This window comes from Morganella morganii (genome assembly GCF_019242955.1).
In the GTDB taxonomy this organism is placed as follows: domain Bacteria; phylum Pseudomonadota; class Gammaproteobacteria; order Enterobacterales; family Enterobacteriaceae; genus Morganella; species Morganella sibonii.
On record NZ_CP066129.1, the window covers coordinates 2,136,399 to 2,151,805 of the forward strand.

The following is a 15,407-nucleotide window of genomic DNA, read 5'->3' on the forward strand; positions in this document are numbered from 1 at the left end:
AGAGAACCGACAATGCAAACGGCACTGAATGCGCTGACAGCGGGCTTTTCACCGGATGAACCCGGTGTTATCGTCATGGTCCATACTGATAATGGTGCAACGTGGCACAGCTGCCGGGGTATGGCGGATGTGGCAACCCGCACGCCGGTAGCACCGGAGACTATTTTTAATTTAGCCTCCGTTTCCAAGCAGTTCGCTGCTTTTTCGCTGCTGTTGCTGGTTCAGGAAGGTAAGATTTCCCTCAGTGATTCCGTTTTATCCGTTTTGCCTGAGCTGGGTGAATACGCCCGTCCGGTAACATTGCGCCATCTCCTGCACCATACCTCCGGGCTGAAGGACTATATGGATCTCGCGTTTGCCCGCAAAGTGGGTTTTTATGATCCGCTGACACCGCAGGAAACCCTGGCTGACCTGGTCAGTCAGACTGAGGCAGATTTTCCGCCCGGTACCCGCCATGATTACAGTAATACCGGCTATTTTTTGTTATCGCAGATTATTGAGCGGGTCAGCGGGCAGTCGTTTGCTGATTTTGCCCGTGAGCGGATTTTTGCACCGCTGGCGATGGATAAGACCTTTATTGTTGAGCAATATCCGGCACCGCAAACCATTGCAACCGGTTACGGCAAAGCCGCCGGTCAGTGGCGGATTTCCGAAAGTCCGTGGACACATACCGGTGACGGTGCGGTGCATTCCTGCGCGACTGATTTGATGAAATGGGGTGAAAACTACCGCACCGCCCGTGTCGGCGGCTCTGCACTGATACAGCAGATGACAGAAACGCTCTCCCCGCAGACAGAAAACGGCGCGGCCGTTACAGACTATGAACCTTATGCAGCCGGGTTATATACCCTGCAGCATTTCGGTGAACTGAGTCTGGAACATGCCGGAGGCTGGATGGGAACCAGCACATACTTTATCCGGCTGACAAAATCTGATACCACCATCGTTGTTTTATCCAACAGTGAAGAGTGTGATACCGAAACACTAGCCAGGGCAGCCGCAGCGGCTTTTCTCAGCCCGGCATTCCCTGCAGTTATCACTGACCACTGGGATGCGGAATACCTGCGTGGCGAAGTACTGGCAGAATCCGCCTTATGGCGGCTGATGTGCAGAACTGATTTGGAAACCGGCTATGATGCGCTGTGGTTACGGCAACCGGGGCATAACCGTATTCATATTTCTGCTGAACTGGCACAACAGCTTGCGCTGACCCCGGAACAGCCGGTATCACGGGATGAATTTCTTTCTCTTGCGGAACAGGCCGGGCTTCGCTGGCAGTATGCGGATCAGTTTTTTTTATCTGACTGAAGCTGCGGAAGCAGCTCAGAAAGGTGCTGTGATCCCGGGTAATGTCCGCATGCTGACAGAAGCAGACCGGGATATTTTTGCGCAATTTTGTGCCCGGAATAATGATGAAGATGCGGATATCGCCGGAGTGGAACTGACGCATCCGCGGGTCACAGGTGTTTTTGCGGAAGGCCGGCTGGTTGCCGCCGCCAGTGCCTGTCAGTGGGAAGATTCGTTATTGCAGGATATCGGTGTACTGACCGATCCCCGTTACCGCAGACAAGGATTTGCCCGTCAGGCATTGCTGGCACTGAACCGGGTTATTCTTGAGGCGGGTTTAAAACCGCAGTACCGCTGCCAGACCGATAACATATCTTCCCTGATCCTCGCGCAACAGAGCGGATTTACACCGTTCGCGCAATGGGATTTTCTTTTATCCGAAGAAGAAGAGTAACAACATGATAGCGCGTTATATCCGCCGGACGCTTACCGGGCTCGCTCTGCTGTTACTGACTGCCGGGCTGATATTGTTCTTTACCAGTCATCTTGATGATTTTGATTTCGATAATGCCATTACCAAAGAGCTGACCTTTACCTCACAGGGAAATACCCTTTCCGGCACCCTGCTGCTGCCCGGTAACGGACAGCCGGCGGCGGTTGCTGTGATTATTCATGGTGATGGTCCTCAGGACCGGTACTCAGACAACGGATATAACCCGTTATTTAACGCCCTGTTGGATGCCGGTGTTGCGGTATTTTCCTGGGATAAAGCCGGCACCGGCAACAGTCAGGGAAACTGGCTGCATCAGTCCATGGATGATCGCGCTGAGGAGGCGGTAGCAGCTCTGTCGCTGATGCAGTCCCGCTATCAGAACACCCCGGTGCAGATTGGTTTTCTCGGCTTTTCTCAGGCCGGATGGGTGATTCCGGTGGCGGCGGCACAATCACAGCCCGCCTTTTCCGTAATTATCGGCGGTGCCGTGAACTGGCGGGACCAGGGGCAGTTTTATCAGAGACTGCGCTACGCACAGCAGGGAAAATCGCCGGAAGAAATAACACAATTGCTGGCCGCGGAACAGGCGGATAATGACCGGATATTTGGTGCCGGCGGCTCAGAAGACCCGGCAGAGCGCAGTGATATGACACCGGATCGCTTTGCGTTTGTGGTCAAAAATTACCTGAGTGATGCTTCACCGGCGATCCCGCAGATGAACGGCCGGGTGCTGGCCGTATGGGGTGCGGAGGATCTCAACGTGGATGCCCTGCCGAACGCCTGCCGTTATCAGTCTCTTCTGAAAAATAACCCGCAGGCAAACGTTATTGTCTTTCCGCAGGCCGGGCATGGTTTATTACAATCCCCGGCATTTAATTATCAGCTCAGCAGCGACTGGCCGGTACTGCGTCAGTGGCAGTTCCTGTACGCCGGACGGGAAGCCTATTATCCCGGGGCATTGTCTCTGATCACTGACTGGATCAAAAACAAAACCCCGGATTTAACAGCCTATTATCCGGCTTGTCAGTCCTGAATCATCTGCTGAAAGCGGGCATATCCCCGCTTCGCGGCGTCGTGGTATTGACGGTTCAGTGGTGCAGTCATACTTTGCGAAATGGCGGTCATTTCCGGCCCCGCAAGTTCCGGTGACCCGGTGCGGAACGGCGGACGCGGATCGTATTCAATCGCCAGTTCAACCAGCGCAGCCATCTCCTCACCCCGCAGCGCTTTCAGCACCAGCAGTGAAGCATCAAAAGAGCCGGTCGCCGGGCCGGAGGTATATATTGTCCCGTCGATCACCACATCACTGCCGCCGACCGCGACAGCGCCGACATCCGGCAGCATCGGCACCACATTGCTGTTACTGGTTGCCCTTTTACCCTCGAGCAACCCGGCAGTACCCAGCATCAATGACCCGTAGCAGGTGCCGATAACGTATTTTGCCTTCTTGCCTGCCTGCGCAAAAAAGCGGATGACTTCCGGGTCTTCAATCACTTCCGGCGGAACCATCCCGGTTACCAGCACATCCAGATCGTCCGGACACTCATCGAACGTCATTGTCGGCATTGTCGGCCAGCCGATATACCCCTCCACCAGTTCGCGGCGTTTCCAGATAAAACAGATTTCCGCCCCGGCGATCGTAAAAACGGACTGTGCGCCGTTGATATCCATCGGCATATAGCCCGGGCAAACAAAAATCCCGACTTTCAGCAATGCAGGCTGTGATGCACGTCCGGCCGCAACCAGAGCCTGAATGGAGGGCGTGCTCAACCCGTAAATCGTATCAACCGCATAATCATGATCAGACATCAGAATACTCCGTGAATGGCATTTATTTACTAATCGGTAAAATAATACATGCGGTACAATGATGTAAAATGTTTTTATACTGATCGGTAATAAAATGGCACAAAAAGGCAGACCACGGAATTACGACAGTGCCGCCGCACTGGATAAAATCATGGCGCAGTTCTGGCGCAAAGGCTATACCGCGACTTCTCTTGATGAACTGGCCGCAGAAACGGGGATGAAAAAACCCAGCCTCTACGCCGCTTTCGGTAATAAAGAGCGGCTTTATCAGCTGGCGATGGACAGATTCGGTGAGACAGCACAGGCGCATTACACCGCTGCGCTGGCACCGCGCACTCCCGGAGAGCCGCTGGCTGCCCGTCTGACCCGCTGGTTACAGGCCACCGTCACGCTGTATACCGGAGAGCATGGCCCGGCCGGATGTATGGTGTTATCGACAGCAGCTGCCGAAGTGAATGACCCGGCGATCCGCAAACGCCTTCAGGAAGTGATTGCGGCACAGGAAATGATGGTGCTGGATTGCCTGAATGAAGAGAAAAACGCACTGCGCGATCCGGATTCCGCCCCGCTGCTGGCAAAAACACTGACGGCTTTTCTGCACAGTATTTCCCTGCGCGCCCGGGCCGGTGAAAGCGCGGATCAACTGGCGGAGATGGTACGTGCCGGTCAGAGCGTACTGCAACCGGCACTGAAATCACCGGCGGAATAATCCCCGGCCGGTGACTTTGTTTAGTAACATTATTTCAGCGCAGTGACACCTGTCCCCGGATACAACCGGTCACCGCACCGCCGACCCAAATTCCGTCCGCATCCTGCCGGACACTCAGCCAGCCGTCACGTTTCACACTTTCGCCCTGACGCGCCAGATAGTGCGCCGGTAATGTGCCGTTGCTGATAAGCCACTGTGCCAGCGCCGCGTTCAGACTGCCGGTGACCGGATCTTCCGCCCCTCTGCGGTTAATAAATGCTCTTACCGCAAGTAATGCTTCGCTGCCCGCCGGATATCGGGCACACACGCCGATTTTATACAATGCCTTATTCCCTGACTGGCTGAGCAGGCCGTAATCCGGCGTGATCGCCAGCAGACGGGCAACGGAATCCACTTCAACTCCGGTCCATGCCGGGCCGTTATCAATATATTTTGCCTGTAAAATAGCACTGCGGGGGATGCCGTAAGCCAGCGCAACCGTATTGCACTCGTCTTCTGTCATAACCCGTTCATTAATCATCGGCGGTGCGGCAAAGGCGGTTCCCTGTTCAGACTGACGCAGTGTGATAAGCCCGGCGGCACATTCCTGAATGATATCCCGCGTTTCACTGAATCCGGTATGCTGCTTCCAGACATGACAACTGCCCAGGGTCGGATGTCCGGCAAACGGCAGTTCGCCGTCCGGCGTGAAGATACGGACACGGTAATCCGCCTGCGGATTCTGAGGTTTCAGCAGGAATGTGGTTTCACTGAGGTTTGTCCAGCGGGCAAAACGGTGCATTTCTTCATCGCTCAGATCATCCGCATCCGCCACAACGGCCAGAGCATTCCCCAGCAGCGGAACGTCAGAAAATACATCAACCTGATAAAAAGGATGGGTTTTACTGTTCACGGTTAATATCCTTTAATTCAGCTTCGGTCAGCGCAGAGTTGCTTGTCCGGTGATTACACAGGTCACATCTCCGGCAACCCATACCTGTCCCGCTTCCTTAGTGACAAATATTTTGCCGTCACGGTTGATAACCTGCCCCTGACCGGCCACATAGCGCTCCGGTAAAATACCTTCGCCGATCAGCCACTGAGCAAGCGAAGCATTAAGACTGCCGGTCACCGGGTCTTCTTCTGATAAAGAACAGCATAATGCACGCACTTCCAGTGCAACCGGCCCGTTCTGGTCATCATACAACGCGCAAAGACCGATATCGTACCCCTTCAGCAGAGAATAATCCGGCTTCGCAGCCAGCACTTTCTCCACGGACGTCAGTTGCAGCCCAATCCATCCGGGGCCGTTATCAACCCAGGCGGTGCGCACCACATCTTCATCACGCAGCCCCAGCGCTTTGACAATATAAGCCACCTGCTGCGGATCAGTATCCCCGCCGCGCAGCAACGCGGGTGCGGCAAATGCCAGCCGGTTATCCTGCTGACGGATCGTCACCGGACCGACACCGCACTCCTGAATGATATCGCGTGTCTCTGTAAACTGCTGCGTTTCGCGCCAGACATAACAGGTGCCCAGGGTTGGATGCCCGGCAAACGGCAGTTCGCCGTCCGGCGTGAAGATACGGACACGGTAATCCGCCTGCGGATCCTGCGGTTTCAGCAGAAACGTGGTTTCACTGAGATTTGTCCAGCGGGCAAAACGGTGCATTTCTTCATCCGTCATATCATCCGCATCAACCACCACCGCGAGGGCATTCCCCAGCAGCGGGACATCAGAAAAAACATCAACCTGGTAAAACTGATAAGTACGGGTATTCAACGTTATTATCCTTTTTATGTGGTAACAGAGCAGACAAGATGATTTTTATCACAGAAAACGCTTATGATGAAACGATTAGCAATCACAGTAAAAACTGATTATGCAGAAAACAGATTCTTTTTCCGGTATTACCGCCTTTGTGGCCGCCGCTCAGAGCGGCAGTTTTACGGCGGCAGCAGACAAACTGGGGATCACAAAATCAGCCGCCGGTAAACGGATAAGCCAGCTGGAGGCCGCGCTTGGTGTCAGTTTGTTTCAGCGCGGTAACCGCCGTATTACCCTGACCCCGGCAGGAGAACGCTATCTGACCCGCTGCCTGTCGGCACTTGCCATTCTCGGCGAGGCGGAAGATGAAATCAGTGAGCAGCAAACGACCCTGAGCGGCCGGTTACGGATTGATTTACCCGCCGCATTCGGCCGCCGCCGGGTGATGCCGGTACTGGAAAAACTGATGGCTCAGCATCCGCAACTGATGATGAGTGTCTCTTTCCGTGAACGGTTTATTGACCTGGCGGAAGAAGGCGTTGATCTGGCAATCCGCATCGGTGAACCGCCTGACAGCAGCCATCTGGTTGCCCGGCAGCTGACTACTCAGACCTCGGTGTTATGTGCCGCGCCGGATTATCTGGCGCGGGCAGGTACGCCGGCGGATACCGGTGAACTGATGCAGCACCGCTGTATTACCGGATTCCGCCGCGATAAGCCGTTTTACTGGTCACTGCATAATAACGGGCAGCTTTTACGTATCATCCCGCCGCCGTTTTATGAACTGGCGGATGGTGATGCCATGCTGGCTGCGGTACTGGGCGGACACGGAATCGCCCAGCTGCCGTTATGGATGATCGGTGATTATCTGGCTGACGGGTCGCTATGCCGGGTACTTCCCGCCTGTGACGGCGCACAGACCCCGGTGCATATTCTCCGGCCGCAGATGCCGCAGTTACCGGCCAGAACCCGCTGTGTGACAGATGCCCTGCTGGCTGCTGCCCGCCGGGGTGCGTTTGATTAACCGGCGCGGCAGATGGTGTGTGCCGCCGCCTGCTGCCGGACTTTCAGTCGTACCGTGATAAACGCCGCCGCGGCAAATACAATTCCTGCCCAGATAATAGTGTCGACACCAAAACTGCGGATCATTCGCCCGCCTGCTATCGCCCCCAGGGTGATCCCGAGATTGGAAAAACCGATATACAGGCTGTTGGCAAATTCCGGTGTATTTCCGGCCTCACGCAGCAGCCAGGTCTGGCTGACGATCAGCCCGGATGTATGCAGTATTCCCCAGAGCACCACCACCGGCACCATCAGCCGCGGCGAAGTACCGCACAACCAGACGGCCAGGTAAATCAGGATAAACAGCAGCGGATACAATGACGTGGTTTTAATGACATTACGCTGCAAATAGCGGCTGAAAATAAAGTTACCGAAATAGCCGCTGATACCGAACACCACCAGTAACGCGCTGGTCATATTATTGGAAAAACCGGTAATTGTGACGAGATAATCGGCGATATAGCTGAACCCTGCAAACATCGCAGAAAAGATCAGCGTCACTGCTGCAATACTCAGCCACACGTCCCGGCGTTGCAGAATCGCCAGCTGTTCCTTCACTTTCAGCGCCTGTGTCACCGGCAGTGACGGCACAAACAGCGCGATCCCCGTAAAAGCGACCACACTGGTCAGCGCTCCGAACCAGAACGCCGCACTGAGTGTGAAAATTTCCGCAATAAAAGCACTGAGCGGCATCCCCAGTACCATACCGACAGCCACCCCGGAAAACACAATTGCAATCGCATGAGCAGATCGTGCAGGCGGGACCACATTAGCCGCCACCACCAGCGCAATGGCAAAAAATACCGCGTGTGTCAGCGCAGGCAGAATACGGAAAAACAGAATTACATCATACTGATGCGTAATAGCATATGCGATATTGGAAACAATAAAGATCGCCATAATCACCAGTAAAACTGTTTTGCGGTTATAGCGTCCCAGCATCAGCGTGATGGCAGGCCCGGTAATGGCCACCACCACCGCATAGATACTGACCAGGAAACCGACCTGTGGTGCCGTGATCTGTAGTTGTTCCGTCAGTTGCGGCAGCAGACCTATCACCGCCACTTCAGTGGTAATGACACCAAACACCGCCAGTGACAGAGAAAGTAAAATCAGCATAACGTTATTTTTCATAGAGATACCCGCAGGAGACACGATGTGTGTCCCTGATATAAATAATGTGAATTAAAAGTGCGGATATATCCGGTGCTTATCCTGCCAAATCTGCGATCCGCACGGAAGATCAGTCACGGAAACTGTCAGTAGCAAAAAAGTTGACACTGACCGGAACGCACAGTGTCATAATGGCTGCAAAGCACACATTCACCCCGGTGATAAAGGAACTGCGATGAGCGCAAAAATGATCGATAAACTGGCGTTAATCACCCTGAAAGACGGCAAAGTGGCGATGGTACGCTCCCATAACAAAACTCTGTTCTACGCGCCGGGCGGCAAACGTGAAGCCGGTGAAACTGATGAACAGGCGCTGTGCCGTGAAATTGATGAGGAGCTGACGGTCACCCTGAAACCGGACACCATTACGTTTTACGGAGAATTCACCGGACAGGCGGATGGCAAACAGGACGGTACACAGGTACGTATCCGCTGTTATCAGGCGGAATTTACCGGCGAATTGCAACCGGCGGCAGAAATTGCTGAGCTGGACTGGCTGGACAGCCGCGATCTGCCCCGTTGTTCCCTGGTGGCCGCACTGATTATCAACGACCTGGCAGCACGAAAACTGATCGGCTGATATACCGCAACTGAGCAATTTTGTACAAGACAGAGCGTAAAGCCGCGCGATAATAACCGGTTACAGTAAAAGCAGAGCAGGACACACCATGCAGAGTGACGGACATTCCCGCGAACAGGCGGACTATTTTCATCTGGACGATTTTTATGGTCTGGGGATGATCTCTGCCCGTTACTATCAGCAAAAATTCAGCCGTCATACCCACGAAGGGTTTTGTATCGGCGTGATTGAAGAAGGTGTTCAGCAGTTTTTCCGCACCGGCAGTAATCATTATGCCCCGACCGGCGATATCATTCTGGTGAATTCCGATGAAATTCACACCGGTTCTGCCGCGCTGGAAAGCGGCTGGGCCTACCGCGCGATTTACCCGACACCGGAGATGCTGAACACGCTGATGCAGGATCTCAAATCTGCCGATCAGGGCTTTGTGCCCTGGTTTTCTCACGCCGTAGTGCATGACCCCGGCCTGGCCGCACAACTGCGCTTGCTGTTTGATGTCCTGATGAAACCGGATAACCGGCTGCTGAAAGGCTCTCTGCTGCTCTCAACACTGGCCTGGCTTATCACCCGCCACAATAAAAAAGGGTTCCGTCCGGCGGAGATCACCCCGGCGGGTCAGCGTTTGCAGCATATTGCCGAAATGATGAACAGTCATCCGGAAACTGATTATTCACTGGATGAACTGGCCGCGATGGCCAATCTCAGCCCGTGGTATTTTTTGCGCCAGTTCCGCCGGCGTTACGGCATGCCGCCTCATGCCTGGCTGATTCAGGCACGTCTGCGCAAAGCACGGCAACTGCTGCAAACCGGCGGCCGCCCGGCGGATGTCTCTTTGCAGTGCGGGTTTACCGATCAAAGCCATTTTACCCGTCATTTTAAACGGGCGATGGGCGTCTCGCCGGGCAAATTTATGCAGCACCGCTGAGCCTGCTGAACAATTTTGTACAATCTTTTTGCTGCCGCGTCATGGCAGAGTATCCGGACTGTTTTACGCTGTACGGATAATAAAAAATGACAACCACAACTGCATTACCCGCCGCGCCGCTGAAAGACTTTTTCACCGGTGCACTGCATATGACCCCGCTCAACCTGGCCGTGGTGCCGTGGGCGATCCTCGCCGGATCAATGGCGGTGGACAGCGGCCTGACCTTTGCGCAAAGTGTGGCGATGTCCGCCATGGTATTTGCCGGTGCCGCCCAGCTGGTGACGCTCGGCCTGCTTAACAGTGGTGCAGGTGTGATCACTATTCTCGTTTCCGTCTTTTTTATCACCTCGCAACATCTGCTGTACGGGCTGACACTGCGCCCGCATGTACGGCCGTTCTCTCCGCTGCAACGGGCCGGTATCGGTTTTTTACTGACGGATGAACTGTTTGCTGTCAGTGTCGCCGGGCGTCAGCGCCTGAGTTTTGCCTATCTGTTCGGTGCCGGGCTCAGTTTTTATCTGGTCTGGGTGCTGGTCAGTATCCTCGGTATTGTGCTGGCACACAGCATCAGTGACCTGAGCCAGCTCCGGCTCGACTTTTCGGTGGTGGCGACTCTGCTGGCGATTGTGGTCCCGCTGATCAAATCCAAAAGCGCACTTGCCGGGGCACTCTTCTCCTTTGTCGTCACGATTATTCTGACCCAGGCCGGTATTCAGGGCAGCGCGGTAATTGCCGGGGTCAGTGCCATGCTGCTGGCCGTTCTGCTGGGACGTAAATGGGGGGATGTAAAATGAGCTGGGGATTAATATTCGCACTGACACTGATGTTATTCTCACTGCGCTTTATTTTTCTGATCCCGGGATTACCACTGCGGTTGCCGGTTTTTATTCAGCAGGCACTGACTTATTCCGCACCCTGCCTGCTGGTGGCTATCTGCGCGCCGATTGTATTATTAGAGGAACAGCAATTCCGCGATATCAGTGATAATCCGTATTTATGGGGTACGCTGTTTTGTATTATTGCGGCACGGCTGATTAAAAATACTCTGCTGACTGTCGTACTGACACTGGTATTTTTCTACACCCTGATTTATCTGTTCTGATGGTTTAACAGTCCGCACCTGAAACCGGTGCGGACATTCGTCATTATTACTGTTTTTGTGGATTATTGTTTTTGTGATTTACTGTTTTCGTGAATTTCTTTTGCCAGTACCGGCAAAATATCAATCGAACGCGGGCCCGGAACTAATTCAGATAAATTAACTTTAATATAGTTTTTATTTTTCACGGCTTTTACGCCCTGCATTTCCGGCATGGATTCGATAAATGATACTTTCTGGTCATAATCATCGTCATTACGGAAGCCCTTATAAACAGGAATGATGATTACTTCCGGATCAGACATGATCACATCTTCCCAGTTACCGACCGCCCAGGTTTTTCCGGTATTTTTACCGGCAAAAATATTTTTAACGGAGATCAGTTTCAGCATCTCCGTCGTATAACCATCAAAGAAGGTATACGGTTTACCGTCCTGAGAATCAAAAATAAAGGCGGTTTTTTCCGGATAGCGCTGAATCTGACTGATAACCGTCTTCAGTTTTTCTTTCTCTCCCGCCACGTATTTTTCAGCCGTCTCTTGCACACCGAAGATCTCACCAAATTTCAGCATATCGTTAAAATAGGTATTCACATCTGCTTTCGGTGATGTCATGGATTCCGGTACATAAACGGCAACGCCTTCCGGTACAATTTTATTGGCTTCCAGTGCCAGTTTTGAGAACGAGTTTGCCCAGCCGGTCGCAAAATCCGGTTTAACGGACATAAAAACTTCGTAAGACGGCCATTTTTCCGCCAGAACAGGAATTTTGTCATACGCTGCTTTTACCGGCGGATAAATCGGCTCTTCCAGGAAAGCAGTACCGACCATGCGATCACCCAAATCCAGCGCCAGCAGCATTTCGGTGGTGATCTGACTCAGAGACACAATACGCTGCGGGGATTGCTCAGGTTTAAAATGATATTCATTGCCATCCAGTTTTGCACTGAATTCAACCGGGACATAAGCCTGATCGATTTTATTTTCAGCGTTTGCTGTTGCAGAAAACAGCGCGGAGATAACTAAGGTACTCAATAATAATTTTTTCATCATTCCCTCATCCGGATTATAAAAATATAGCGACACGATCGTCGACCGGTAATACCGTAAATTCCACACCAAATACATCGAGAAGGCACTCCCGGGTTAATACTTCCGCCGGTGTACCCTGAGCATAAATCTGACCTTCATTCATCAGGATCAGATACTGACAGTATTTTGCAGACAAATTAATATCGTGAATGGTCATTATCACGGTAGATTCTGATGCAGCCAGCGCTTTCATCACTTCCACTTTATAGCGGATATCCAGATGGTTGGTCGGTTCATCCAGAATCATAATATCGGTTTCCTGGGAAAAGCATTTCGCCAGCATCACCCGTTGTTTTTCACCGCCGGACAGTGCGTGATACTCTTTATTTTTCATTTTTTGCAGACCAAACAATGCCATGTAGTTATCTGCAATCACAAAATCCCGGTCGCTGTAATCCGCATAATGTTTTTTATACGGCATCCGCCCCATCACCACGATTTCTTCAATGGTCAGTTTGCCTTCCACCTGATCATTAAACTGCGTCAGTACCGAGATATTGCGTGCAAGTGATTTGATGGAAAATTGAGCGATATCGGTATTATCAAAGAAAACAGTTCCCCGTGTTTTAATATCCCGGTAAATATGTCTCAGTAAGGTTGTTTTTCCGGAACCGTTGGGCCCGACAATACCAATCACTCTTTTCCCGGAAAATGATAAATTAATATCTTTCAGTATCCCGTTATAACTCAGGTCAGTAATATCAACAGTGCTCACGTTACCGGCTCCTGTTCGCTTTAATAATGATATACACAAACAGCGGCGCACCAATCAGTGAGGTCAGAATGCCGACCGGGATCTCCTCCGGTTTAAACCAGCTGCGGGAAATGGTGTCAATAACCACCAGAAATGCACCACCGACCAGACAGGAATAGAGTGATAATTTAAAATGCTTTACAGAGATTGTATTACGGACAATATGCGGAATAATAAGGCCGATAAAAGCGATGACGCCGACATTAGCAACAATAATAGACACCACAAATGATGATAAAATAATCACTCCCAGCTTGATAGCACCCACATTCACGCCTAATTGGGCTGATGCATCCGCACCCAGTAATAACGTATCAAGCACATTACTGAATAACAGACAAAAAATTAATACTGCAATCAATGCCACCAGCGGCAGCGGAATATAAGACCATTTAATACCGGAAAAACTGCCCAGCATCCAGAACATGGCGCTTTTAACCTGACTTTCATTTTTGGATAAATAAATAATGGCGGTAGTAATAGCAGAGAATAAACTGGAAATACCAATCCCTATCAGTACAAGATTGGTCATGTTACTCTTTTTAAAATTAAATAAGACAATAATAGCGGTAGATATCAATCCGCCTGCAAATGCCCCGATATACACATTGTAAGGCGACATAAAGGCAAATAATCCGAGCACAATGGCTGATACCGCCCCCGCGCTGGCACCGGAGGAAACCCCGAGAATATACGGGTCAGCCAGCTCATTACGGGTTATCGTCTGCATCAGTATTCCCACCAGCGACAGGGATGCACCGGTAATCGCCACAAGGATAATCCGGGGCAGACGGATATTATAAATGATGGTTTCATACGGCAGCAGGTCATCACTGTTTATACTGCCGGTAATAATGCTGATGACTGTATTCAGTTTCTGGTGAAATTCCATATTCACACTGCCATAGAACAGTGAAAAAAACATAGCGCCAAGCAATACAGACAGGCAGATAAAAAATTGTGATACATTCCGGAAATTCAGCTTCTCTTTACGCCGAACGGTTGTTGCGCTGGCTATATCACTCATCATGGTTAACCTGTATTTCATCAGGTCAGAGACTGTTAACGTATTTACTAAAATATTACATTATGATAACGAAATATTGCAGTAATCTGCCGCTGAGTCTCTGCTGTTATTAATTAATCCGATTATAGCGAAGAACCCGGCGTGATAATGTACTCCCCCAGAGTATATTGCGTGAAATAATCCGTAAATATTCATATTTAATGATCTGTATCTGATTAATACAGAATAGAACACGGGTGTATTTCCGGTGTTTTTATTTATCTGAACAAGACTATTTTACCGCATCAACATGATTTTTCCGGATAACATCAATACATAAACCGCATTCATCTGTTTACGTGTATCTGAAGTGGTTCTCTTAAATTTAAAAAAACCGGCTCTTTTCTCATCCCGTTCAGCATATTACAGTACAGGAAAGCAAAACAGCGCGGAGAAACAATCAATGAGTCAGATAAACACATTCGGACAAACTGTCGGTGATATCGTCCCGGACTGGAACGGCCGTCCTTACCCTGCCCGTATCAGTGCGGAAGGCCGCCACTGCCGGATAGACCCGCTCAGTCCTGCACATGCGGATGACCTTTACCGGGCATTTTCACTCGCCCCGGACGGACGTCACTGGACCTGGCTGCCGGATGAACCGCCGCAGGATGCGGCTGAGTACCGCGCCCGCATTGAAAAAAATGCGCAATCCTCAGACCCGCTGTTTTTCACCATCACGGATAAACAGACCGGCAAGGCCGTTGGTGTCTTTTCCCTGATGCGGACAGATGAGAAAAACGGTGTTACCGAAGTCGGTCATGTGCATTTTTCCCCGCTGCTCAGCGGTACGGTGATGTCCACAGAAGCCCACTGGCTGCTGATGAAATATGTATTTGATACCCTCGGTTACCGCCGCTATGAGTGGAAATGTGACAGCCTCAACGCCCCTTCCCGTCATGCGGCACTGCGCCTGGGTTTTCAGTATGAAGGCTGTTTCCGTCAGGCCAGAGTTGTCAAAGGCCGCACCCGTGATACCGAATGGTTCTCCGTCATTGACAGCGAATGGCCGGTTGTTAACCGGGCGATGGAACAGTGGCTGTCAGCAGATAATTTTACGCCTGACGGCAAACAAATCCGCTCTCTGGCGTCACTGCGTGATGCATTATGAAAATGATTGATATCGGCCGCGTCGCAGAGCTGACCGGCCTGACAACCGCCACTATCCGCTATTATGAAAGCAAGGGGCTGATCACGCCCGCCGGGCGCAAGGGACTGACCCGTATTTATGATGAAGAAGTGCTGACGCGGCTGTCGCTGATCATTCTCGCCAGACAGGGGCATTTTTCACTGGATGAAATTGCCGTGATGCTCAGTGAACTGCCGTCAAAAGGTATCGAAAGGACGGCAATTCAGGCAAAAATCACTGAGATTGACCAGAAAATCCGTGAATTACAGAATCTGAAACAGGGGCTGCTGCATATTGAACAGTGCCCGGCGGAAAATCATCTGGCCTGTCCGAAGTTCCGCAAAATCCTGAGTGTCAGCCTGAAAAAAAACAGAAACAAAACGGTGAAAAAACCCGCTTGACTTAAAGTCAGCTTGAAGTTGTATCATCCGGCATACTGATTTCCGTCTGATGTCATTATTCATTTTTCATATTGAATAATAA

18 protein-coding genes are annotated in these 15,407 nt (G+C 51.4%); 11 read left to right on the top strand and 7 right to left on the bottom strand.

What is annotated here, in order from left to right; translation table 11 throughout:
• The first annotated feature begins 12 nt into the window (after positions 1–12).
• The 3 genes from JC793_RS09850 to JC793_RS09860 are packed head-to-tail and all read left to right on the top strand — an operon-like array spanning position 13 to position 2,813.
• Positions 13–1,308 carry a serine hydrolase domain-containing protein gene (locus JC793_RS09850; RefSeq protein ID WP_247717226.1) on the top strand — a complete coding sequence of 432 codons (1,296 nt, stop codon included), beginning with the start codon at positions 13–15 and terminating at the stop codon, positions 1,306–1,308.
• On the top strand, positions 1,280–1,741 hold the full coding sequence (locus JC793_RS09855; RefSeq protein WP_218426101.1) for a GNAT family N-acetyltransferase: 462 nt from the start codon (positions 1,280–1,282) through the stop codon (positions 1,739–1,741). Before JC793_RS09850 ends, JC793_RS09855 begins: the two co-directional genes overlap by 29 nt.
• Positions 1,742–1,745: 4 nt before the next feature.
• Positions 1,746–2,813, top strand: coding sequence for an alpha/beta hydrolase family protein (locus JC793_RS09860; RefSeq protein ID WP_218426102.1), 1,068 nt, complete (start codon positions 1,746–1,748; stop codon positions 2,811–2,813).
• Here the strand turns inward: JC793_RS09860 and JC793_RS09865 are convergent.
• Positions 2,804–3,589 (bottom strand): DJ-1/PfpI family protein, encoded by a 786-nt coding sequence (locus tag JC793_RS09865; RefSeq protein WP_218426103.1) that lies wholly within the window; start codon positions 3,587–3,589, stop codon positions 2,804–2,806. The two genes, JC793_RS09860 and JC793_RS09865, sit on opposite strands and share 10 nt — an antisense overlap.
• A 94-nt stretch (positions 3,590–3,683) precedes the next feature.
• On the opposite strand from JC793_RS09865, the gene JC793_RS09870 reads away from it, so the two are divergent.
• Entirely contained in the window at positions 3,684–4,298 is a 615-nt protein-coding gene (locus JC793_RS09870) for a TetR/AcrR family transcriptional regulator (RefSeq protein WP_166707831.1), read from the top strand.
• Between the two features lie 34 nt (positions 4,299–4,332).
• Here JC793_RS09870 and JC793_RS09875 read toward each other — a convergent pair whose 3' ends face one another.
• Positions 4,333–5,190 (bottom strand): PhzF family phenazine biosynthesis protein, encoded by an 858-nt coding sequence (locus JC793_RS09875; protein ID WP_166707832.1) that lies wholly within the window; start codon positions 5,188–5,190, stop codon positions 4,333–4,335.
• Between the two features lie 27 nt (positions 5,191–5,217).
• Positions 5,218–6,060, bottom strand: coding sequence for a PhzF family phenazine biosynthesis protein (locus tag JC793_RS09880; RefSeq protein ID WP_046893371.1), 843 nt, complete (start codon positions 6,058–6,060; stop codon positions 5,218–5,220).
• A 100-nt stretch (positions 6,061–6,160) separates the two neighbouring features.
• On the opposite strand from JC793_RS09880, the gene JC793_RS09885 reads away from it, so the two are divergent.
• Positions 6,161–7,069: a LysR family transcriptional regulator gene (locus tag JC793_RS09885; RefSeq protein WP_166707833.1), complete on the top strand. Its 909-nt coding sequence runs from the start codon at positions 6,161–6,163 to the stop codon at positions 7,067–7,069.
• Here JC793_RS09885 and JC793_RS09890 read toward each other — a convergent pair.
• Positions 7,066–8,241 carry an MFS transporter gene (locus JC793_RS09890; protein ID WP_166707834.1) on the bottom strand — a complete coding sequence of 392 codons (1,176 nt, stop codon included), beginning with the start codon at positions 8,239–8,241 and terminating at the stop codon, positions 7,066–7,068. The genes JC793_RS09885 and JC793_RS09890 overlap by 4 nt on opposite strands.
• A 214-nt stretch (positions 8,242–8,455) precedes the next feature.
• On the opposite strand from JC793_RS09890, the gene JC793_RS09895 reads away from it, so the two are divergent.
• From JC793_RS09895 to JC793_RS09910, 4 genes are all read left to right on the top strand, one after another.
• Positions 8,456–8,860: an NUDIX hydrolase gene (locus tag JC793_RS09895; RefSeq protein ID WP_218426104.1), complete on the top strand. Its 405-nt coding sequence runs from the start codon at positions 8,456–8,458 to the stop codon at positions 8,858–8,860.
• Between the two features lie 88 nt (positions 8,861–8,948).
• Complete coding sequence (locus JC793_RS09900) at positions 8,949–9,785, top strand: AraC family transcriptional regulator (RefSeq protein ID WP_052927628.1); 837 nt, start codon at positions 8,949–8,951, stop codon at positions 9,783–9,785.
• 86 nt (positions 9,786–9,871) lie between these two features.
• Positions 9,872–10,579 carry an AzlC family ABC transporter permease gene (locus JC793_RS09905; protein ID WP_166707836.1) on the top strand — a complete coding sequence of 236 codons (708 nt, stop codon included), beginning with the start codon at positions 9,872–9,874 and terminating at the stop codon, positions 10,577–10,579.
• On the top strand, positions 10,576–10,887 hold the full coding sequence (locus JC793_RS09910) for an AzlD domain-containing protein (protein ID WP_049245779.1): 312 nt from the start codon (positions 10,576–10,578) through the stop codon (positions 10,885–10,887). Before JC793_RS09905 ends, JC793_RS09910 begins: the two co-directional genes overlap by 4 nt.
• Before the next feature lie 62 nt (positions 10,888–10,949).
• Here JC793_RS09910 and JC793_RS09915 read toward each other — a convergent pair whose 3' ends face one another.
• The 3 genes from JC793_RS09915 to JC793_RS09925 are packed head-to-tail and all read right to left on the bottom strand — an operon-like array spanning position 10,950 to position 13,621.
• Positions 10,950–11,936 carry an ABC transporter substrate-binding protein gene (locus tag JC793_RS09915; RefSeq protein ID WP_218426105.1) on the bottom strand — a complete coding sequence of 329 codons (987 nt, stop codon included), beginning with the start codon at positions 11,934–11,936 and terminating at the stop codon, positions 10,950–10,952.
• 13 nt (positions 11,937–11,949) lie between these two features.
• A complete protein-coding gene (locus JC793_RS09920) occupies positions 11,950–12,690 on the bottom strand; it encodes an ABC transporter ATP-binding protein (RefSeq protein WP_218426106.1) in 741 nt (246 codons plus the stop codon).
• 1 nt (position 12,691) lies between these two features.
• Complete coding sequence (locus JC793_RS09925; RefSeq protein WP_247717227.1) at positions 12,692–13,621, bottom strand: FecCD family ABC transporter permease; 930 nt, start codon at positions 13,619–13,621, stop codon at positions 12,692–12,694.
• Positions 13,622–14,198: 577 nt separating this feature from the next.
• Between JC793_RS09925 and JC793_RS09930 the strand changes: the two genes are divergently transcribed.
• Positions 14,199–14,906: a GNAT family N-acetyltransferase gene (locus JC793_RS09930; protein ID WP_107680293.1), complete on the top strand. Its 708-nt coding sequence runs from the start codon at positions 14,199–14,201 to the stop codon at positions 14,904–14,906.
• Positions 14,903–15,325, top strand: a complete 423-nt coding sequence (locus tag JC793_RS09935) for a MerR family transcriptional regulator (protein WP_054425746.1) — start codon at positions 14,903–14,905, stop codon at positions 15,323–15,325. The genes JC793_RS09930 and JC793_RS09935 overlap by 4 nt, the downstream gene beginning before the upstream one ends.
• Positions 15,326–15,407: the final 82 nt, after the last annotated feature.

Coding starts and splice junctions, on each gene's coding strand:
- JC793_RS09865 (WP_218426103.1), bottom strand. CDS start 3,589: ATGTCTGATCATGATTATGCGGTTGATACGATTTACGGGTTGAGCACG.
- JC793_RS09890 (WP_166707834.1), bottom strand. CDS start 8,241: ATGAAAAATAACGTTATGCTGATTTTACTTTCTCTGTCACTGGCGGTG.
- JC793_RS09915 (WP_218426105.1), bottom strand. CDS start 11,936: ATGATGAAAAAATTATTATTGAGTACCTTAGTTATCTCCGCGCTGTTT.
- JC793_RS09855 (WP_218426101.1), top strand. CDS start 1,280: ATGCGGATCAGTTTTTTTTATCTGACTGAAGCTGCGGAAGCAGCTCAG.
- JC793_RS09910 (WP_049245779.1), top strand. CDS start 10,576: ATGAGCTGGGGATTAATATTCGCACTGACACTGATGTTATTCTCACTG.
- JC793_RS09860 (WP_218426102.1), top strand. CDS start 1,746: ATGATAGCGCGTTATATCCGCCGGACGCTTACCGGGCTCGCTCTGCTG.
- JC793_RS09850 (WP_247717226.1), top strand. CDS start 13: ATGCAAACGGCACTGAATGCGCTGACAGCGGGCTTTTCACCGGATGAA.
- JC793_RS09895 (WP_218426104.1), top strand. CDS start 8,456: ATGAGCGCAAAAATGATCGATAAACTGGCGTTAATCACCCTGAAAGAC.
- JC793_RS09925 (WP_247717227.1), bottom strand. CDS start 13,621: ATGGAATTTCACCAGAAACTGAATACAGTCATCAGCATTATTACCGGC.
- JC793_RS09935 (WP_054425746.1), top strand. CDS start 14,903: ATGAAAATGATTGATATCGGCCGCGTCGCAGAGCTGACCGGCCTGACA.
- JC793_RS09870 (WP_166707831.1), top strand. CDS start 3,684: ATGGCACAAAAAGGCAGACCACGGAATTACGACAGTGCCGCCGCACTG.
- JC793_RS09900 (WP_052927628.1), top strand. CDS start 8,949: ATGCAGAGTGACGGACATTCCCGCGAACAGGCGGACTATTTTCATCTG.
- JC793_RS09885 (WP_166707833.1), top strand. CDS start 6,161: ATGCAGAAAACAGATTCTTTTTCCGGTATTACCGCCTTTGTGGCCGCC.
- JC793_RS09930 (WP_107680293.1), top strand. CDS start 14,199: ATGAGTCAGATAAACACATTCGGACAAACTGTCGGTGATATCGTCCCG.
- JC793_RS09905 (WP_166707836.1), top strand. CDS start 9,872: ATGACAACCACAACTGCATTACCCGCCGCGCCGCTGAAAGACTTTTTC.